Source organism: Aliivibrio friggae, from assembly GCF_057368515.1.
Genome location: NZ_CM170648.1, coordinates 2,777,569 through 2,797,569 on the forward strand (window position 1 = coordinate 2,777,569; position 20,001 = coordinate 2,797,569).

Annotated in this window: 17 protein-coding genes, 2 tRNA genes, 1 rRNA gene and 1 riboswitch; of the genes, 5 read left to right on the top strand and 15 right to left on the bottom strand. The window is 39.6% G+C overall.

Going from position 1 to position 20,001, the window contains the following annotated elements:
• Positions 1 to 120: 120 nt before the first annotated feature.
• The 3 genes from AC2INI_RS12860 to AC2INI_RS12870 form a co-directional block, all read right to left on the bottom strand.
• Positions 121 to 196, bottom strand: a tRNA-Ala gene (locus tag AC2INI_RS12860).
• 39 nt (positions 197 to 235) lie between these two features.
• A tRNA-Ile gene (locus AC2INI_RS12865) sits at positions 236 to 312 on the bottom strand.
• Between the two features lie 70 nt (positions 313 to 382).
• Positions 383 to 1,925 (bottom strand): 16S ribosomal RNA (locus tag AC2INI_RS12870).
• Between the two features lie 570 nt (positions 1,926 to 2,495).
• Here AC2INI_RS12870 and AC2INI_RS12875 point away from each other — a divergent pair.
• Entirely contained in the window at positions 2,496 to 2,975 is a 480-nt protein-coding gene (locus tag AC2INI_RS12875) for an RNA recognition motif domain-containing protein (protein WP_122036529.1), read from the top strand.
• Here AC2INI_RS12875 and murI read toward each other — a convergent pair.
• The 3 genes from murI to AC2INI_RS12890 all read right to left on the bottom strand — a co-directional run bounded on the left by murI (position 2,938) and on the right by AC2INI_RS12890 (position 6,368).
• Positions 2,938 to 3,726: a glutamate racemase gene (gene murI / locus AC2INI_RS12880; protein WP_486304972.1), complete on the bottom strand. Its 789-nt coding sequence runs from the start codon at positions 3,724 to 3,726 to the stop codon at positions 2,938 to 2,940. The two genes, AC2INI_RS12875 and murI, sit on opposite strands and share 38 nt — an antisense overlap.
• A gap of 63 nt (positions 3,727 to 3,789) precedes the next feature.
• A complete protein-coding gene (locus AC2INI_RS12885) occupies positions 3,790 to 4,461 on the bottom strand; it encodes a Dph6-related ATP pyrophosphatase (RefSeq protein ID WP_486304973.1) in 672 nt (223 codons plus the stop codon).
• A 56-nt stretch (positions 4,462 to 4,517) separates the two neighbouring features.
• Positions 4,518 to 6,368, bottom strand: coding sequence for a TonB-dependent receptor domain-containing protein (locus tag AC2INI_RS12890; protein ID WP_486304974.1), 1,851 nt, complete (start codon positions 6,366 to 6,368; stop codon positions 4,518 to 4,520).
• Between the two features lie 40 nt (positions 6,369 to 6,408).
• Positions 6,409 to 6,632, bottom strand: a riboswitch (cobalamin riboswitch).
• Between the two features lie 149 nt (positions 6,633 to 6,781).
• Here AC2INI_RS12890 and trmA point away from each other — a divergent pair.
• Positions 6,782 to 7,888, top strand: coding sequence for a tRNA (uridine(54)-C5)-methyltransferase TrmA (trmA, locus tag AC2INI_RS12895; RefSeq protein WP_486304975.1), 1,107 nt, complete (start codon positions 6,782 to 6,784; stop codon positions 7,886 to 7,888).
• Between the two features lie 66 nt (positions 7,889 to 7,954).
• On the opposite strand, the gene AC2INI_RS12900 is transcribed toward trmA, so the two are convergent.
• Both AC2INI_RS12900 and fabR read right to left on the bottom strand, forming a co-directional pair.
• A complete protein-coding gene (locus AC2INI_RS12900; protein WP_486304976.1) occupies positions 7,955 to 8,329 on the bottom strand; it encodes a YijD family membrane protein in 375 nt (124 codons plus the stop codon).
• Between the two features lie 51 nt (positions 8,330 to 8,380).
• Entirely contained in the window at positions 8,381 to 9,058 is a 678-nt protein-coding gene (fabR, locus tag AC2INI_RS12905; protein WP_486304977.1) for an HTH-type transcriptional repressor FabR, read from the bottom strand.
• 234 nt (positions 9,059 to 9,292) lie between these two features.
• Here fabR and sthA point away from each other — a divergent pair, with 234 nt between their 5' ends.
• Positions 9,293 to 10,708 carry a Si-specific NAD(P)(+) transhydrogenase gene (gene sthA / locus AC2INI_RS12910; protein ID WP_486304978.1) on the top strand — a complete coding sequence of 472 codons (1,416 nt, stop codon included), beginning with the start codon at positions 9,293 to 9,295 and terminating at the stop codon, positions 10,706 to 10,708.
• Positions 10,709 to 10,807: 99 nt separating this feature from the next.
• Here sthA and dinF read toward each other — a convergent pair whose 3' ends face one another.
• The 3 genes from dinF to lexA all read right to left on the bottom strand — a co-directional run bounded on the left by dinF (position 10,808) and on the right by lexA (position 13,790).
• Positions 10,808 to 12,139, bottom strand: a complete 1,332-nt coding sequence (gene dinF, locus AC2INI_RS12915; RefSeq protein WP_486305733.1) for an MATE family efflux transporter DinF — start codon at positions 12,137 to 12,139, stop codon at positions 10,808 to 10,810.
• A gap of 92 nt (positions 12,140 to 12,231) precedes the next feature.
• Positions 12,232 to 13,026, bottom strand: coding sequence for a class I SAM-dependent methyltransferase (locus tag AC2INI_RS12920; protein ID WP_486304979.1), 795 nt, complete (start codon positions 13,024 to 13,026; stop codon positions 12,232 to 12,234).
• A 143-nt stretch (positions 13,027 to 13,169) separates the two neighbouring features.
• The gene (gene lexA / locus AC2INI_RS12925) at positions 13,170 to 13,790 is read right to left on the bottom strand and encodes a transcriptional repressor LexA (protein WP_122036521.1); all 621 of its coding nucleotides are present in this window, start codon (positions 13,788 to 13,790) and stop codon (positions 13,170 to 13,172) included.
• 240 nt (positions 13,791 to 14,030) lie between these two features.
• Between lexA and plsB the strand changes: the two genes are divergently transcribed.
• Complete coding sequence (gene plsB, locus AC2INI_RS12930; RefSeq protein ID WP_486304980.1) at positions 14,031 to 16,454, top strand: glycerol-3-phosphate 1-O-acyltransferase PlsB; 2,424 nt, start codon at positions 14,031 to 14,033, stop codon at positions 16,452 to 16,454.
• An 80-nt stretch (positions 16,455 to 16,534) separates the two neighbouring features.
• On the opposite strand, the gene ubiA is transcribed toward plsB, so the two are convergent.
• Together ubiA and AC2INI_RS12940 are read right to left on the bottom strand one after the other, a co-directional pair.
• Complete coding sequence (gene ubiA / locus AC2INI_RS12935; protein ID WP_122036519.1) at positions 16,535 to 17,392, bottom strand: 4-hydroxybenzoate octaprenyltransferase; 858 nt, start codon at positions 17,390 to 17,392, stop codon at positions 16,535 to 16,537.
• Positions 17,392 to 17,931, bottom strand: coding sequence for a chorismate lyase (locus AC2INI_RS12940; protein ID WP_122036518.1), 540 nt, complete (start codon positions 17,929 to 17,931; stop codon positions 17,392 to 17,394). The genes ubiA and AC2INI_RS12940 overlap by 1 nt, the downstream gene beginning before the upstream one ends.
• 121 nt (positions 17,932 to 18,052) lie before the next feature.
• Here AC2INI_RS12940 and AC2INI_RS12945 point away from each other — a divergent pair, with 121 nt between their 5' ends.
• Positions 18,053 to 18,463: a flagellar basal body-associated protein FliL gene (locus tag AC2INI_RS12945; protein ID WP_122036517.1), complete on the top strand. Its 411-nt coding sequence runs from the start codon at positions 18,053 to 18,055 to the stop codon at positions 18,461 to 18,463.
• 84 nt (positions 18,464 to 18,547) lie between these two features.
• Here AC2INI_RS12945 and glpG read toward each other — a convergent pair whose 3' ends face one another.
• Positions 18,548 to 19,387, bottom strand: coding sequence for a rhomboid family intramembrane serine protease GlpG (gene glpG, locus AC2INI_RS12950; protein ID WP_486304981.1), 840 nt, complete (start codon positions 19,385 to 19,387; stop codon positions 18,548 to 18,550).
• A 6-nt stretch (positions 19,388 to 19,393) separates the two neighbouring features.
• A complete protein-coding gene (gene glpE, locus AC2INI_RS12955) occupies positions 19,394 to 19,717 on the bottom strand; it encodes a thiosulfate sulfurtransferase GlpE (protein WP_122036515.1) in 324 nt (107 codons plus the stop codon).
• Positions 19,718 to 20,001 lie beyond the last annotated feature (284 nt).

Consider the following 20,001-nt stretch of genomic DNA (forward strand, 5'->3'; position numbering starts at 1 on the left):
TTTTAAATTTTGATTTATCTAACTCGAAAGTTAGTTAAATCAGTCAGCTTTCCAAATTGTTAAAGAGCAATGTTTCTTTCGAAACCATTTTTAAAGACTCTCAAGGAGAATACTTAAAGATGGTGGAGCTATGCGGGATCGAACCGCAGACCTCCTGCGTGCAAGGCAGGCGCTCTCCCAGCTGAGCTATAGCCCCAAAATATAATGTTACCACCAATACTTACTGGAAAAGTATTGGTGGGTCTGAGTGGATTTGAACCACCGACCTCACCCTTATCAGGGGTGCGCTCTAACCAACTGAGCTACAGACCCAACATTATGTCTCTTTTATTTTTTAACCTAATCAATCTGTGTGAACACTCATAAATCGCAATCTATCGTTTAAGGAGGTGATCCAGCCCCAGGTTCCCCTAGGGCTACCTTGTTACGACTTCACCCCAGTCATGAACCACAAAGTGGTGAGCGTCCTCCCGAAGGTTAAACTACCCACTTCTTTTGCAGCCCACTCCCATGGTGTGACGGGCGGTGTGTACAAGGCCCGGGAACGTATTCACCGTGACATTCTGATTCACGATTACTAGCGATTCCGACTTCACGGAGTCGAGTTGCAGACTCCGATCCGGACTACGACGCACTTTTTGGGATTCGCTCACTATCGCTAGCTTGCAGCCCTCTGTATGCGCCATTGTAGCACGTGTGTAGCCCTACTCGTAAGGGCCATGATGACTTGACGTCGTCCCCACCTTCCTCCGGTTTATCACCGGCAGTCTCCCTGGAGTTCCCACCATTACGTGCTGGCAAACAAGGATAAGGGTTGCGCTCGTTGCGGGACTTAACCCAACATTTCACAACACGAGCTGACGACAGCCATGCAGCACCTGTCTCACAGTTCCCGAAGGCACAAGTCCATCTCTGGTCTCTTCTGTGGATGTCAAGAGTAGGTAAGGTTCTTCGCGTTGCATCGAATTAAACCACATGCTCCACCGCTTGTGCGGGCCCCCGTCAATTCATTTGAGTTTTAATCTTGCGACCGTACTCCCCAGGCGGTCTACTTAACGCGTTAGCTCCGAAAGCCACGGCTCAAGGCCACAACCTCCAAGTAGACATCGTTTACGGCGTGGACTACCAGGGTATCTAATCCTGTTTGCTCCCCACGCTTTCGCATCTGAGTGTCAGTGTCTGTCCAGGGGGCCGCCTTCGCCACTGGTATTCCTTCAGATCTCTACGCATTTCACCGCTACACCTGAAATTCCACCCCCCTCTACAGCACTCTAGTTCACCAGTTTCAAATGCGGTTCCGAGGTTGAGCCCCGGGCTTTCACATCTGACTTAATGAACCACCTGCATGCGCTTTACGCCCAGTAATTCCGATTAACGCTCGCACCCTCCGTATTACCGCGGCTGCTGGCACGGAGTTAGCCGGTGCTTCTTCTGTCGCTAACGTCAAGATATGCAGCTATTAACTACACACCCTTCCTCACGACTGAAAGTACTTTACAACCCGAAGGCCTTCTTCATACACGCGGCATGGCTGCATCAGGCTTTCGCCCATTGTGCAATATTCCCCACTGCTGCCTCCCGTAGGAGTCTGGACCGTGTCTCAGTTCCAGTGTGGCTGATCATCCTCTCAGACCAGCTAGAGATCGTCGCCTTGGTGAGCTCTTACCCCACCAACTAGCTAATCTCACCTGGGCTAATCTTGACGCGAGAGGTCCGAAGATCCCCCTCTTTGGTCCGAAGACATTATGCGGTATTAGCTATCGTTTCCAATAGTTATCCCCCACATCAAGGCATATTCCCAGGCATTACTCACCCGTCCGCCGCTCGTCAGCAAATTAGCAAGCTAATTTCTGTTACCGCTCGACTTGCATGTGTTAGGCCTGCCGCCAGCGTTCAATCTGAGCCATGATCAAACTCTTCAATTAAAGTTTTTTGGTTTGTTTCAGCAGAAACAAAACCGGCTCAATGATTAATACTGATTGTTACATAAAAGTAATTTTGTGTAGTCACTCAGTTCATTGATTATTTTTGTTTGAATTCACTTCGAAAAGTAAAAGCAAACTAGTGATTATCAACTAACAAGTGCCCACACAGATTGATTTGGTTAAATTGTTAAAGAGCTTGTCTTTCAACCACTTAGCGTTACCGCTTCGTCGCTTCAGGCTGCGTATAATACCGAGCCAAACTTTTAAGTCAAGTTTTATTTAAAATTAATTTAAACACCTCAAAACTTAATGTTCTCAATCGTTTCTGCTTTCGCTTTTCTCTTGGGAACGAGGCGCATTATAGGGCGCTTAAAGTTATTCGCAAGCACTTTTTGAATAATATAGTTCAAGTGATTATTTTCTACACAGATCACTTTTTTTAACACAAAACCCCTACAAGAAAAGCACAATGACTTAATTAGTTGGCAATTGATAAATAATATAAGTAGTATCAATGTGATTTTATTGTTAATTCATCACTTTCCATTTATTTACTAGACATTACTTATCATGAAATCTACTAACTCAAATATTATTATCATTGCTATTGCTGCACTAGGTGCAGGTGCAATCTCGTTTTTTCCGGTATCTCCCGCTTTTGCTTTCGCTTTTGGCGCAGTAATTACAGGTTTTACACTATTAACCATTAATAAAGCGCCAACCAAGGCAAGTACTACGGCTTCTGTTGATGATACTCAAACAACAGACCAAGCAAGTACGACTCTTTATGTTGGTAATCTTCCTTACCGAGCAAATGAATCAGATGTAAAAGATTTATTTGCAGAGTTTGGTGACGTATTTGCCGTTCGTTTAATGAAAGACAAACGAACAGGTAAAAGAAGAGGCTTTGGTTTTGTTGTTGTTGCAAGTAAAGATGCGGATAACGTTATCGAAAACTTAAACAATAACGAATTTGATCAGCGTACACTTAAAGTACGCATTGCTAATGATCCTAAAACTTCGGGTAATCCAAATATTGAAGAGGACTAAACCCTAGTTCTTGAAATGTTTTATTAAGTGCCTCTTCATTCTTTGTTGAGGCACTACAAAATACCTCTCCCTTTATAGCTTCATTTCCTTTCTCTTTATAATCCCCTAATAATTGTTTTACTCTTCTTGCTATCGCCTCACCTGAATCAATAAGCAATACATTACCATTCAATACTTTTTTAATTTCGTTTCTCAAAAATGGAAAATGAGTACAACCAAGGACAATTGTATCCACCTTATCTTGCCAAGGAGATAAAATGACTTTTAACTCTTCAAGGTCAACATCCACCCCTATCATTTTTTCTTCCGCCATTTCAACCAATCTAGTTGAACCTAATAGCTGAACATCAGAAATTGGAGCAAATGATTTAATCAAGTCATAAGTGTAGCTTCGTTTTACCGTCGCAGGAGTCGCAAGAAGTCCAATCTTAGTTGATACTAGCGCAGCTGGCTTTATCGCAGGAACCACACCAACCACTGGAATGGTTAACTTTTCTCTAAGTGTAGGCAAAACAATCGTACTTGCTGTATTACAAGCGATCACCACTATATCTATAGAAAATTTGCTAGAAAGCTGAGAAATGATATGGGCCGTTCTTTCAATTAAAACTGATTCAGTGAGTTCACCATATGGAAACGCCGCATTATCAAAAGCATAAATATACTTCGCTAGAGGTAATTGGTATTGGATCTCTTTATATACAGATAACCCACCGATACCTGAATCAAAAATCAAAATATGTTTTGGCATAACTGAAACCACAGACTCTTTTAAGTCGATATGAAGATTGGGGCTCTAATCATACCTTTAATGCTATTTTTGTAAAACAGAAGCCTGATAACGTAAATGAGTAAACCTTTCTTGTTCATCGATTCTTATATCAGATAACTCTATAGAGCCACTAAAACAAGGAGCCTCTATTACTAATGTATGAAACTCCCCGTCTTCTCCGCATGGATCAACGTGTATTGGTAACTCAGAAAGTAGCTGCGTTGTGTATTCTTGACTACAAAATTGATTATCTAATTGAGTTCCATCCGTTGTAACAAGAATGGTTTTAATTCCACAGTTAATGATTTCTTCTGCTAGCTCACGACTTGATTGCCCTACCAATGGAAAAACACACTCCCAACCGGCTGTTTCTATATAGCTTTTACGGTATTCGACAATGCCATTACAAAACATATCGCCAAAGGCTACTGCATCAAACTCAATACCACATTCCTTTAAACCAGTTACGACTAAACTTTGATATTCATTGTTGGCAGGGAACACGGTAGGTAATTCAATTGCTATTAATGATAAACCCGCTAAATCAGCCTGCATTTGAACAACTGAAAGAGGAGTAACTTGAAAAGGTACTTCATTTGCGACATGGGTTGTATATAAAGCAACAACCTCATAATCAGGATTTTGAAGTAGACGGATAAGAGTGAGTGTTGAATCTTTACCAGAAGACCAACTGATGATGACTTTCTTTTTCATAGATACCTCAGAAAAGAAAAAACCGCCGATGAAGGCGGTTTAAATGAATATACGGTTTAGAATTTGTATGTTGCTGTTCCGTAATAGCTACGTTCTTGGGTATTATAACCGCCAGCAGTTTCATATTCTTCATTAAACATATTAGCTATTCGAGCACTTACAGAGAGAGAGTCCGTTATAAAATAGGTTCCTGCAAGATCAAAAAGTGAATATGAATCAAGCATATCACCGCCAGAGTAATCTAGACGTTCACCTTGATATAAATAGCTTAAATCAAACAAGAAATCATTCACTGCATATGAACTATTCCACTTACCACTTTTTTTCGCTCTTCGTGCTAAAACTTCACCTGTTTCTTCATTTTTAGGGTCCATCCAATCAAAGCTCACTTGATGGAAAATTGGTCCCGTGTCAAAACTACTTGATATTTCTATTCCTTCAATTGTTGCTTTATCTACATTCTCACTCGGAGTGCCATACACAATTAAATCTGTAATTTTATTTTTATATGCAGCTAAACGAACAGTAGCTAAAGAATAATCAACAATAAGTGCAACTTCCATATTTTCTGATTGTTCCGGCTTTAAATTTGGGTTGCCACTATCGCCATAAATAGGATTAGTTGCATAAAGATCATTAAATGTAGGAGCTCTAAATGCAGTCCCAGAATTAAAAGTAAGTTTATAATGTTCTATAACTTGATAGCCAATACCAAATTGCCACGTTGTATTATTACCATAACGCTGATTATCATCATTTCGTAAACTAGCTTCTAATTGGAGGTCATCTTTTTGATAAACTCCCGTTACAAACCCTGCTAAATTTGTTCTTGAGGTTTCATCAAATGTTGCGGCATCTGTTGAATTAGATACATCATCTTTATACCAATCAATACCACCGCCAACATTTAACTCATTAGTTAATTGATAAAAACTATTCAAATAAATAGAGTCACGCTGAGTTTCAAAAATAGCATCAGTATAAACACCGGTCCAAGAACTGTAAGAATGCTCATCATTATGATCCTGGTTAGTAGCTACAACTAATGACGTTGCCCACTTATCCGTTTTGTATTCATTACTCAAAGCTACATTATAGTTCTTACTATCTTTAGATGACGCAGCTGGATCATAATCAACTGAACCTTCGCTATAATCTATATTGACTCTGCTAGTAAATGATTCTGAGAATTTATATGCTAATTCTAAAGATAAATTATTACTTTCAAATCCATCATTATCATTATCTTTAGTCGGGTCATAACTACTATTCGATTCACTGTATGCAGAAAACCCGTCTTCTTTTTCTTGGCTAACTGCTACTTTTACATATAAATTATCATTTACTTTTGTACTTGTTACTGCACTTAGTTGTTGATATTGATTAGAACCAAAACCACTACTAATTTCTGTATATTCATCAGTTGTTGATGTAATGATATTAATAACACCACCAATAGCATCTGCACCATAAATAGCAGTACGAGGGCCTCTAATATACTCAACCCTTTCTACACCATTTAATGAAATAGAATTAATAGCCGCAACCCCTGAAGTTGCACTACCTAATCTCACCCCATTCATTAAAATAAGTACATGATCAGATTCTGTACCACGAATAAATAAACTCGTTTTCTGACCATAACCACCATTTTTTCCAATTTGAACACCAGGAAGTCGACGTAATACTTCATCAAGAGATTTAGCTTGCATCGCTTCTATTTCTTCTTTAGTAACCACTTCAACAGGTGCAATAACATCTTTAGCTGACTGCTCAAATCGATTAGCAGTAACAACCATAGTTTCATCAGTTTCAGTTGTGGTGTTTTGGGCAAATACAGGGGAAGTATAGGCGTGAGAAAGCAGCGACACTATTGCAGTCGCAAGGGCAGTTTTTTTCATTTCCATTGTTTCCTAAAATCGCGTTAAGTCCATATAGCAATACCTTATGTATTGCATATTGCTGGCAGGTCTTCGGACTTGAGAGCAGTTAGCCTACGGTACTCACTTCCCATTCCTTCTCTTTACATCCTTTAATAAAGAAAAATAATAGTGTGGTTCGTGTACCTTCGTTCTCTCTTACCGCTGCGCGTCAGTTCTGGATTTTCACCAGATTCCCTTTTCAGGCTATTCTCAAATATGAAAATAGCGCACCAACATGGGCGAAATAGTAATGGCGTACGCTATATTTGTCTAGGTTTATGCGCTTAATATCACAACACTGAAGCAATTAGTTTCGACCAATAACACACAAAGACTGGACAACAAATCTCTATCGCATAAAATCGGCGCTCTTATTTTGAGCAGCGTGAGGCAAGACAATGACACAATCCGTCATGAACCCAGAAAATTATCAAGTACAACTAGATGAAAAAGCAGAAGCACTGTCTGCAATGTTTTCTGAATTCGACGTTCCTGAACTTGAAGTCTTCTCTTCTCCTGCTGAAAACTACCGTATGCGAGCGGAATTTCGAATTTGGCATGAAGGTGACGATATGTATTACGTCATGTTCAATCAAGAAACCAAAGAAAAATACCGCGTAGATTACTTCTTACCTGCAAGTCGCATCATTAACGATTTGATGCCGCTACTAACTGAAGCGGTAAAAGAAAGTAAAACACTGCGTTATAAAATGTTCCAAGTGGATTTTTTATCAACTCTAAGCGGTGAGATTTTAGTTTCTATGCTTTATCACCGTCAATTGGACGATGCATGGAAAGAAGAAGCAAAAGCCCTAAAGCAGCGCTTAAATGATGAAGGCTTTAACTTAAATCTTATTGGTCGTGCTCGTAAGATGAAAATCGTACTAGACCAAGAGTTTGTAATTGAAAAACTTAAAGTAAACGATGATATCCTGACTTATAAGCAAGTTGAAAACAGCTTTACTCAACCAAACGGTGTTGTCGCACAAAAAATGTTGGAGTGGGCGGTAGACTGTACTCAAAACAGTCAAGGTGATTTATTAGAACTGTACTGTGGTAATGGTAACTTTTCTTTAGCCTTAGCTAAAAACTTTGATCGCGTATTAGCTACTGAGCTAGCAAAACCCTCTGTTGAATCTGCACAATACAATATCGCAGCAAACAATATTGATAATGTTCAAATCATTCGTATGTCAGCAGAAGACTTTACCGATGCGATGGAAGGTAAACGTGAGTTTAGACGCTTAAAAGATCAAAACGTAGATTTAAAAAGCTATAACTGCAATACCATTTTTGTCGATCCACCACGCTCTGGTATGGATGAAGGCACTTGTAAAATGGTACAAGGTTATGAGCGTATTATGTACATCTCTTGTAATCCTGAAACATTGAAAGAAAACCTAGAGATTTTAGGTAAAACTCATAACATCACTCGTTTTGCTTTATTTGATCAATTCCCATATACACATCATATGGAAGCCGGTGTTTTCTTAGAAAGAAAATAATCATTAATAATAGATAGAAAAAAGGCTCAGAACACTACATTCTGAGCCTTTTCTTTTTTGAACTAATTAAACTTCTGCTGGTTCATCTTTCTTTTTTAAAAGACCCATTTTAACGCCAACCCAAAGTAACAAGCTAAGTACAACAACAATAGATAGGAAGTTACCTCCCATTTCTGGATATTGCGCTTTCACAAATGCTGAATGGCCAAATAAACCGACAAAGAAACAAGCCGCAGCAATCAAAGAAGTATCTTCACTTTCTGGTTGACGTAAATACTCTTGATATAAACCTTGAGCCGCAAGAACCAACGCTATAATTGGAAAAATTGAAAATGCAACTTCCGTCGCCGTAAACCCAACCCAAACGGCATTCAAACAAAGACCAGTCACTACGGATAGCACTAACGTCTTACGTTCATTTCTACTATTTTCATGTGTCATTTTCATTACCTCGTATAGACATTGATTCACTGCGATCAATGCATCTAAATTCTATTCTTCATTCTCTTTACGATACAAATAAGCCCCTTTGGACAACATTCGTAATTGGAATATCAATCGTTTTGACAATTCATCTCTGTGCGGTGCATCCAGATCTAGTGCTTCCGCTCCAGAACTAAAAACCAATGTTACTGATGCTTCAGCCTGAACCGACGCCTCTTCACGAGCAACTCCTGTTGTGGCAACCAAATATTCAGTTAGTTCCGCAACAAAATGTTGGATCTCACGTGCAACTGCCGCCCTAAATGCAGGAGAAGTACCTGAGCGTTCACGCAATAGCAATCTAAATACGTTTGGGCTGCCTTCAATAAATTCCATAAAGGTTTCAACCGACGTTCTGATCACACTGCCTTCAACCACTATCCGTTGACGAGCTTGACGCATCAACTGGCGTAGAATCAAACCGCCTTCATCGACTAACGTTAATCCTAATTCATCCATGTCTTTAAAATGACGATAAAATGAAGTGGGTGCTATCCCCGCCTCTCTTGTTACTTCACGCAGACTCAAACTCGTAAAGCCTCTTTCGGCACACAGTAGGCAAAAAGCAGCATCAATAATGGTTCTGCGTGTTCTCTCTTTTTGCTGCGCTCGTACGCCTTTGGCGCTTACTGGTCGTTTTACTTCAGACACTGTATTGAGATCATCAGCTTCAAATTCAGGATACATATATTTTACCGTATATTGAACAATTTAATTAAATGGGTACCACAAACTTTTCGCTAGCTCACATTATCGATTTCTCACTGGCTATGTAAATAATGAAATACATAATCGAGTACATTTCCATAAACAACGTGATCCTCTCCACTCTATCTTACTCACTTGATTTACCAAACGAATGAAAAGGTTAAGATAGTTCACTAGCAATGTTGCGAGATTGATAATAATAAGGCGTTAATAATGACTAACTCGACCCCTACACATTCGACCCATTTTGATGCCATTGTAATTGGCAGTGGCCCAGGGGGAGAAGGCGCTGCAATGGGACTCACCAAAGCAAACCTGAATGTAGCCATTATTGAAAGAGAAGCAAGTGTCGGTGGCGGCTGTACTCACTGGGGAACCATACCATCAAAAGCACTGCGCCATGCCGTTAGCCGTATTATTGAGTTTAATTCAAACCCTCTTTATTGTAAGAATAATACCAGTCTTCATTCTACTTTTTCAGATATTTTAGGCCACGCCAAAAGTGTTATTGATAAGCAAACGAGAATGCGACAAGGATTTTATGATCGTAACCAATGTTCATTGATTTTTGGTGAAGCCAGCTTTGTTGAAAAAAATACTATTGCGGTAACGACAAAAGACGGTTCTATTGAAACTTACACCGCTGACAGATTTATTATCGCAACGGGATCACGCCCTTATCGTCCTGCTGGCGTGAACTTCAATCATAGCCGAGTCTACGACAGTGATTCAATTCTATCTCTTAAGCATGACCCACGACATATCATTATTTATGGTGCAGGGGTTATTGGTAGCGAGTATGCCTCTATCTTTCGTGGATTAGGCGTTAAGGTTGACCTCGTCAACACTCGAGATCGTTTACTTTCATTCTTAGACAACGAAATGTCTGACGCCCTCTCCTACCATTTCTGGAACAGCGGTATCGTAACACGCAACGATGAAACATTTGAGAGCATTGAAGCGCATGACGAAGGCATTGTAATGTACCTAGAGTCCGGTAAGAAAATGAAAGCGGATTGCATTTTATTTGCCAATGGACGAACCGGTAATACCGATAAACTTAATTTATCCGCGGTAGGCTTGGAAGCTGACTCTCGCGGTCAACTCAAAGTAAATGGAAGCTATCAAACTATTGTTGATCATATCTATGCCGTTGGTGATGTCATTGGCTATCCGAGCCTAGCTAGCGCCGCTTATGACCAAGGACGCTTTACTGCACAAGCAATAACAAAAGGCAAAGCAGAAGCTCAATTAATTGATCATATCCCTACTGGCATTTATACCATTCCTGAAATCAGCTCAGTAGGTAAAACAGAACAAGAATTAACGGCGGCAAAAGTACCTTATGAAGTAGGAAGAGCATCCTTCAAGCATTTAGCTCGCGCTCAAATTGCGGGAATGGATATCGGTAGTTTAAAAATTCTTTTCCATCGTGAAACCAAAGAAATTTTGGGCATCCATTGCTTTGGTGAGCGTGCTGCTGAAATCATTCATATCGGTCAGGCCATTATGGAACAAAAGGGGGAAGCAAATACTATTGAGTATTTTGTTAATACCACATTTAACTACCCAACAATGGCTGAAGCTTATCGTGTTGCGGCTCTAAATGGATTGAACCGCCTCTTTTAAATCAAAAAATAGAGCTATATACATCAGCAGATAACAAAAGGGATTAAGCATGACTTAATCCCTTTTTAGTTTAACTATCAATACAATAAAGTATTTGGCCTATGATAGGAAAATTGCTTTTTTCCATTGAATAGAAAAGGTAATTGCTAAGCTGATACCACGCATCGCCATAAAAGATAACATCGCCGCCCACAAAGCATGATTGCCATAATCCTGCATGAACCACCACGTAGTAAAGAACGTCAACATAGCGATAAACATGGAATTTCTCATCTCAGAGCCCTTGGTTGCCCCAACGAAAATACCATCTAATAAGAAGCACCACATCGACACTAATGGCATAGCAACAAGCCAAGGAAGATAAATAAGTGCTGTTTGTTGTACCGCTTCAATAGAAGAAATCATCGAAATTAATTGATAGCCACCAAACCCAAAGACTAAGCTAAGTATCAAACTAATAATGAAGCTCCAAAAAGTAGTACCAATTAAAGAATCAGATAACTGAGATTTACTCTTCGCTCCGATGGCTTTTCCTACCATCGCTTCCATTGCATAGGCAAAACCGTCCATCCCATATGAAATCATCATCAAAAAACTCATCAATACGGCATTAGCTGCAACAATATCTACTCCTAATGATGCCCCTTGGAAAGTCATAAAAGTAAAACAAGCTTGTAAGCATAATGAGCGTAAGAAAATATCTCGGTTCAATTTAAATAAACGCTTAAAGCCAGAAAGAAGATCTGCAATTGGCATAATGAAACGAGGCAATTCTAATTTTTTACTTTGCTTAAGAACAAAGAACAGACCAATTACAAACGCTGAATAATCAGCAATAACAGAAGCGAATGCGGCCCCTTCTACCTTCCAGTTAAATCCGACAACAAAGAGTAAATCGAGAATAATATTAATGCTGTTCGTTATAATAACAAGCCACATAGGATAACGAGCATTCTGCGTTCCGAGTAACCAGCCCATGATAACCAAATTACTCAACGCAGCTGGTGCACTCCATATCCGAATAGAGAAATATTGCTCGGCATACAACTTAACTTCAGGTGCTGCGTCACTAAAAGAAAAAATAGCGTAAGAAAGTGGTTGATGAAAGATAAGAAGAATAAAAGAAAAACAGAGAGCTAAGAAAATACCCTGAGAAAATGTTTGGCTCAGCAGCATTTTATTTTCAGCACCATACGCTTGTGCAGATAAACCCGTGGTTGCCATACGTAAAAAGCCCAACAGCCAAAACGTCACGCTGATCATGGTACCGCCTACTGCAACCCCTCCTAAATACCATGCGTGTTCAAGATGGCCAATTACAGCTGCATCAATTAAACCTAATAATGGAATAGTGATATTTGAAAGCACCATAGGAATAGCTAGCGCTAATACCTGTCGGTGTAAAGAAAGGTTTTTTAATGCCTGTAACATGAATGGATACCAAGATTGAAAAGTAATCATATTATTACTTACTTTCTTTCAATCCAAAACCTTTGGCTTAGCTCAAGTTACTTACAGCATCATTACCAATTCATATGGATTAGCAGTGGCGTAACTCTGTGCTTAAACAGTGGGAACTTAGACAACCAACGTTGCCACGCTTTCCACCGTGTGCAGTCATGCTCAAGAGGCGATGTCACAGATAATTTTTCTATCCACGGTAGCCAACCCGTAAAATGTTGCTTTGGTTGATATAAACCATGTTGATATTCAATACTGCCAAGCTTTTTGCCTATCATGGTATTACAGCGATCCCCCGCCACCACAAACAATGCTTCTGCATGATGAAAACGACGGCCTAATAACTGAACAAATTTCGCTAACTGTCTTTCATTACATTCTAATAATGCATGCTCACAGACAATCATGACAGGTACATCATGTGGCACAGGAAGATTATCTACCCAACTTTCTTCTGTTACAGAGCCACAGCGTAAATAATAACGCTCATTAGTATGAAACAGCTTTTGTCGCCAGAGAAGATTTTCATTGATATCAAGTTCAAGCCAATGACAACGGCCATTATCTAATCGATAAAAACGCGTGTCTAACCCTGCCCCGACATTCACAACCCAACCCGATGGATTAGATTTTAAAAATAGAGAAACCTGTTGGTCACACTGAACAGTAAGAGTGGCATGGAGTAATTGCTTTTGATCGATATCTCCAGAGAGACATTCAGAAGAAAGGTGACAATGTCGACATGCAGCAGCTGCAATAGGATCGTAAATTAATCCATTATCGATCATACTTTCACGGCTTCTCAACCAAAGAGGTTGCAGTAGGCGAGAAGGAATTTTATGGCCGAGCTGTGTCATTATCATCTCCTATGAAAGAGACTAGATGATAATAACTATCATTACCACTTGTAAAGTTCTATTTAAGAAAAACAAGCGATAATGACAATTTAATAATACCCATCAATAAAATTATTTAAATGAATATTAATTATGCGTAAGTATTACATCCAAGTGGTACTGCGAATAACGCCAACAGCAAGACCTTCAATACTTAAGCTTTGTGATGTTAAATCTACTTCAATTGGCGCAAATTCTTCATTTTCGGCATGAAGAAAAACCATAGACCCTTTACGCTCTAAACGCTTAACAGTTACATCATCATCTACTCGTGCGACAACTACTTGTCCATCGCGAACATCTTGAGTCTTATGAACCGCTAATAAGTCACCATCCATAATCCCGATGTTTTTCATGCTTTCGCCATTCACGCGCAATAAGAAATCAGCTTGCGGCTTAAACATACCAGGATCCACTTGATAATGGCTCTCTACATGTTCTTGAGCAAGAATCGGCTCTCCTGCTGCAACTTGGCCAATCAAAGGAACACCAAGCTCTTCGTTCTCAGCTTCTTGCAGAAGAATACGGATACCTCGAGAGGCTCCTGGAATAATCTCAATAACCTGTTTACGAGCAAGTGCTTTTAAATGCTCTTCTGCGGCATTCGCAGAACGAAACCCCAACTCACGAGCAATCTCTGCACGTGTTGGTGGCATGCCAGTATCATCAATTTTTGCTTTGATTAACTCAAAGACTTCTTGCTGTCTTGCCGTTAGTGGCTTCATAACTCACCTGTTTGTTTATACAGTTAACTGTGAGTATATACAGCTGTGCTATTCTTTGAAAGACCTACTGATTAAAAATAAAACAAAACTGGGCACATTTATGTCATATAAGTCGTACTATTGGGGATAATCTGTTCATTCCTATTAAAAGGTTTGACCAGTTCTGCTATTCTTGCCGTGAAATTGTAAGCAACTATATAAACCGGCTGATCGGTACATAACTAAGGCGTTATTGTCATTATGTCTACAGGACAAACTATCTATCACTCTTTGCTAAAACTGCCATTGTCAGTAATGGTGAAGAGTACCTCGATTCCATCAAATCCAATTGAAGACCTTAAGATCGATCTTGAGCGTCCAATTATCTATGCACTGCCATTTCGATCACATGTTGATTTACTAACATTACAGAAAAGTGCATTAGAATTAGGATTACCCGATCCTCTTTCTCCAATAAAAATTGATGACGTTGAATACCCGCGCTACGTATTTACCTCTATCGGCCCAAAAATGTTCGATACAGATGAAGACCTACCGCAAGAATCATTAGATCTATTTAAAATAGTTCTAAAACATCACGAAGAAAACTCAGCAGCAGATTTCCAGTTGATCCCAACATCAATCCTATGGGGAAGAAAACCAGGTAAAGAAGGTACAAGTAAGCCTCATTTAATGCCGCTTAATGGTCCAGAAAAATTCATCACGTTAATTAAAGCCGGTCGTGATTCAACCGTTCGTATCAGTCCAGTCGTCTCTTTACGTTACATGGCAGATAACCACGGTGCAGATGAAGCGATTGCCCATAAGTTAGCTCGCGTTGCTAAGATCCACTTCTCTCGCCAAAAACTAGCGGCATCAGGACCTAATCTTCCTAATCGCCAAGCACTCTTTAATCGCTTATTAAAATCTCAAGCGATAGAGAAGGTGATTTTAGAAGAAGCCAAAATACGAAATGTAGATGTAGAAAAAGTGCGTAAAGAAGCCATGGGTATCATGGAAGAAATCGCAACTAACTTCTCTTACTCATTAATTAAAAACGGTAATCGCCTACTTAAATGGTTATGGAACCGTTTATACCAAGGCTTAAACATCAATAATGCGGCAACGGTGCGTAAATTAGCGCAAGAAGGTCACGAGATTGTTTATGTTCCTTGTCATCGTAGCCACATGGATTACTTGTTACTTTCTTATGTGCTTTATCATGAAGGGTTAGTGCCACCACATATTGCGGCAGGTATTAACTTAAACTTCTTCCCTGCGGGTCCTATCTTCCGTCGTGGCGGAGCCTTCTTCATTCGTCGTAGCTTTAAAGGTAATCGTCTTTACTCGACTATCTTCCGTGAATATTTAGCAGAGCTTTTTGCTAAAGGTTATTCTGTGGAATATTTCAGTGAAGGTGGGCGTTCACGTACTGGTCGCTTATTGGAAGCTAAAACCGGAATGTTAGCAATGACAGTTCAAGCGATGCTACGCGGCCTAAATCGCCCTGTTACGCTAGTCCCTGTTTACATTGGCTATGAACACGTAATGGAAGTAACCACTTACGCTAAAGAGCTTCAAGGCAAACGCAAAGAAAAAGAAAATGCAGGGCAAGTGTTACGCACACTTCGCAAACTGCGTAACTTTGGTAAAGGTTATGTCAACTTTGGTGAGCCAATTTCATTAAACCATTACTTAAATGAGCATGCGCCAAATTGGTCTGAATCAATCAATCCAATTGAACCACAAAGACCAGAATGGATGGTCCCTGTCGTTAATGGTATTGCTAATAAAATGATGACGCACATTAATGATGCGGCAGCAGCGAACGCCTTAACATTATGTGCAACTGCTTTACTTGCTGCTCGTCAGCGTGCGTTAAGTAAAGAAGATCTAACTGAACAACTGGATTGTTACTTACAGTTACTGCGAAATATCCCTTATTCTGATACAGCAACAGTCCCAACAGACAGCGCTGAAGAGTTATTGGATCATGCTATTGCTCTCGATAAATTTGTTATTGAGAAAGATACGCTTGGTGAAATCGTTTCATTAGACAGAAACCAATCGATTCTAATGACGTACTATCGCAATAATATTATCCATCTATTTGCATTGCCTTCATTGATTGCAAAATTAGTGGTTCAGCATCGTTCGATTTCTGTTGATGATATCCAACAACAAATTCAAAAAATCTATCCATTCCTCAAAGCTGAATTATTTTTACATTATGAAGAAGATGGATTGGACACTGTGGTTACTCAACATATTGATGAACTGGTTCGTCAAAAATTAATCACACTAGAAAATGGGCTTTTACAGCTTAATTCAACCAATATTCGTAAGCTTCACCTATTGGCTCACACTATTTCAGAAACACTGCAACGCTATGCCATTGCTCTTACGCACCTGCAAGCGTCACCTGAATTAGATAAAAGCGAATTAGAAGAGCAAAGCCAGATCATGGCTCAACGTCTCAGTCGTCTACATGGTATTAATGCACCTGAGTTCTTTGATAAAGGGGTTTTTGGTATCTTGTTTAATAGCTTAAAAACGGAAGGTTACCTAGACAGCGATGGCAATGCCGTACTTGAGAAAGTCGCGCCATTCGCACACGATATCTCTAAACTGTTAACGCCAGAGATTAAGTTAACCATCCAAGCGGTGATGAATAAAGAAGACTAGTTTTCTTTTGATACAAAAAAGCCAGTATGATATTTCTTATTGAAAGTCTCATACTGGCTTTTCTTTTTAATAAAGATAATTTAAATCAGAACCGTTGCGCTAATAGCAGCAAACACCAAACCACCCACATAATTATTGTTTAGAAACGCTTTAAAACACGCCTCTCTTTCGCGACCTTTAATCAACCATTGTTGATAAACAAAAAAACCTGCCGCCGCTAACACTCCCCAATAGTACACACTCGAAAGTGCTAACTGAGAACCAAGAATAATCAATAGCGTCAGGACACTTAATTGCAGTAGGCCTATGATGAGCTTATCGAAACGACCAAATAAGATCGCCGTTGATTTAATTCCTATCTTAAGGTCATCATCTCTATCTACCATGGCATATTGCGTATCATAGGCAATTGTCCATAACGCGTTAATCACAAACAATAACCACGCTTCTGGTGGTACTTGATTAGACTCTGCGGCATAAGCCATAGGAATAGCCCAGCTAAATGCTAACCCAAGAACAAATTGAGGTAAGTAAGTGACTCGCTTCATAAATGGATAAGCAACAGCAAGTACAATACCTATACCTGACAGCATAATGGTGAGCGTATTCATGGTTAATACGAGTAAAAATGAACATACAACTAAAACTGCAAAAAGCGTAAGGGCTTCTTTAGAAGAAACAAGTCCTGAAGGTAACGGGCGATTCGCGGTACGCTTAACATGGCCATCGACTTTACGATCAGCAAAATCGTTAATCACACACCCAGCAGAGCGCATAAATAAAACCCCTAATACAAATACAATCAGTACATGCCAATCAGGTAATCCATCCGCAGCTAAAAATAGAGCCCATAGTGTTGGCCATAAAAGCAATAAAGAACCAATAGGTCTATTCATGCGAGTTAATTGCCAAAACGCCAGTGCTTTTGACTTGGTCATTAATCCATTTCCTTTGAGTAAATAGGTGCGTTTGGTAAAAATAATTCCGCAACCAACATTGGCTTTTCATTCATCCATAAACGAGAGCGGCGAGCAAATAACTCTCCTCTCTCTGTCATGACTTTTGCAACTTGTAGCTTATCCCTATGTACACTCTTAGCACTAAAGACCGTAATACCTAAAGGAACATGACCTTGACGCGTTAAATCGTGTGGTTGGTCTTGAAGCGACGATAATGGGATCAAAGTACGGCCATAGACCCATGATGCTTGATCTCCTTTTAATATAACTTTTCGACGCAAGCACACCTCTCCGCTAAGAAGCGCTATTTCTTCTTCGGTTAATGCGTTTGGATTAACATGGGTATTATCTAAAACCGATACAGACAACACTTGGCAATGTTGCTCTAAACGACGTGATAATGAATCTAGTCCGAGCAGCCAATATTGCTGCCATTCATTATGACACTTGAAGGTATCGGCCTCTTGCCACTGCACTTTTTTAAGTACTGAAGCACACCAAGAATTGATATCTGACATATTCTCTATAACATCTCTCACATATATCGATTATATTGAGAGATAACGGTTAATTTTTTCTCACAACTGCCGACTATTGTAACAAGTAATAAAATAAATTGACTGACGAATGGATTAGAAAATGACAAAGAAATCATTATTTGTAGGGTTACTGCTAATTATTAGCCAACTTTTTGCCCCTACTGTTTTTGCTGAAGAAGAAGGTAGCCCTCAAATGGGATACTTTACTTTAGCTCCAGACTTAACAACAAACTTTGTTACCGCAGGAAAGAGACTCGGATACATTCAAATCCGTGTTGATATTCTAGTGGCCGATAATCGTGAATTACCTAGTTTAGAGCATCACAATCCACAGATTAGAAATGCATTAGTAGAAGTTCTAGGCCAACAGCCTGAGCAGAGAATTAAATCTCTCGCAGGTAGAGAAGAGATCAGAAAAGAGTGCTTAACAGCAATCAATGAACTCTTACTCGCTGAGACAGGAAAAACTCTTGCGGTAGATTTACTCTTCACTAAATATATCTATCAGTAATAGTGATTTGATCTCATCGCCTTAAATTAAATAGAAATAAAAATGAGCAAGACAGTTGATGTCTTGCTCATTTTTTTATGATCTCTATTTCGATGCGTTTTTCAGCTTACTGTCTATTGCCGCAATAACACAACCAGTGACTAAACCCGCTAAATGGGCGGTATTGGCTATTGCCATGAAAGGTTGTGCGTACCCTAATACTATCCATACCAACATAAAGCCGACAATCGGTTTAGATACAGATATTCCTCTCTCTGGAGCTAACCACCCAATAAACCAAGAATACCCCAGTAACGCATATACTACGCCAGACAAGCCACCAAAATTTGCCCCTTCAATCCAATACTGCCCTAAACCAGAAAACAACGCTGAGAATAAAAATAGTTGAACCAGCTTCGTTCGGCCTAAACGTAATTCAATATCCCCTCCCAATTGCCACCACCACAATAAATTAAAGATGATGTGCATAGCAGAGAAATGAAGCAGTGCATGAGAGAACCAACGCCACACTTCAACGCTCTGCGCTTGGCTTGCGGGAAAATGTAACGCTTGAAAAATCGAATTATTCCAACCTAATTGCTGCAATGCAAAAATAACAATACAAACCGCCATGATGAATAAAGTAAAGAACCCTGCTTTTGCTTTAATCATTTTCATGAGATCGGGCGAACCATAAGCAAACTTTGCCGTTCGCGTATCAGCCATATCCCATGATGCTAATTGATATTTCGTATCATTCGGATTTCTTAAAAAAGCGTGCAGTTCAGATTCAACTTCCAGCAAATAAGCATCATCAGATACCACCCATAATGCAAACTGGCCGTCTCCTTCTGGCATCATTTGAATATCTATTTGGCGCGATGCCATATAATCGATAAACGCCTGCCCAGCTCTTGGGTTAGATAATGCGATTAATCTCTGCATATAATTTTACTTCTCCACAGGTAACCCTGCTTTATGCCAACCTTCAAAGCCACCATCAACACTATAAACCTCATCATAACCTTGATTAATTAAGTATTGGGCAGCGCCTTGGCTACTATGTCCGTGATAACACATCACTAATACAGGTTGTTCAAAATCAACGGTATTCATTAATTCAACAATTGTGTCATTGGTTAAATGAAATGCATCAGTCACATGGCCACGTGAAAAGGATTGGGGATCTCGAGTATCAACGATCACCGCATTAAGATCTTTATTTTGTAGTTTTTCTTGAGCATCTACTACTGAGATATGTTGAAACTGTTCCATTTTGACTTTTCTCTCTATTTTTCTTCATTGTACTCTGGATTAATCACAAGAAAAACACAGAGTATGTAAGGGTTAAACAAAGTTATGCACAAGGTTATTATCCACATTATTTTTACGCCAAAAGAAAGGTGTCTATTTTTTAATCAGCTGTGGAAAAGCTTGTGGATTACGTTGATAAAGTAGATTAAATAAAATGGATCCACTACATGTAGTAACGATCCTTTTTAAGGTGTGGATAGTAATAGCTACTTAAACCTATACTCCACCTAGCTTTTAGATTAAAT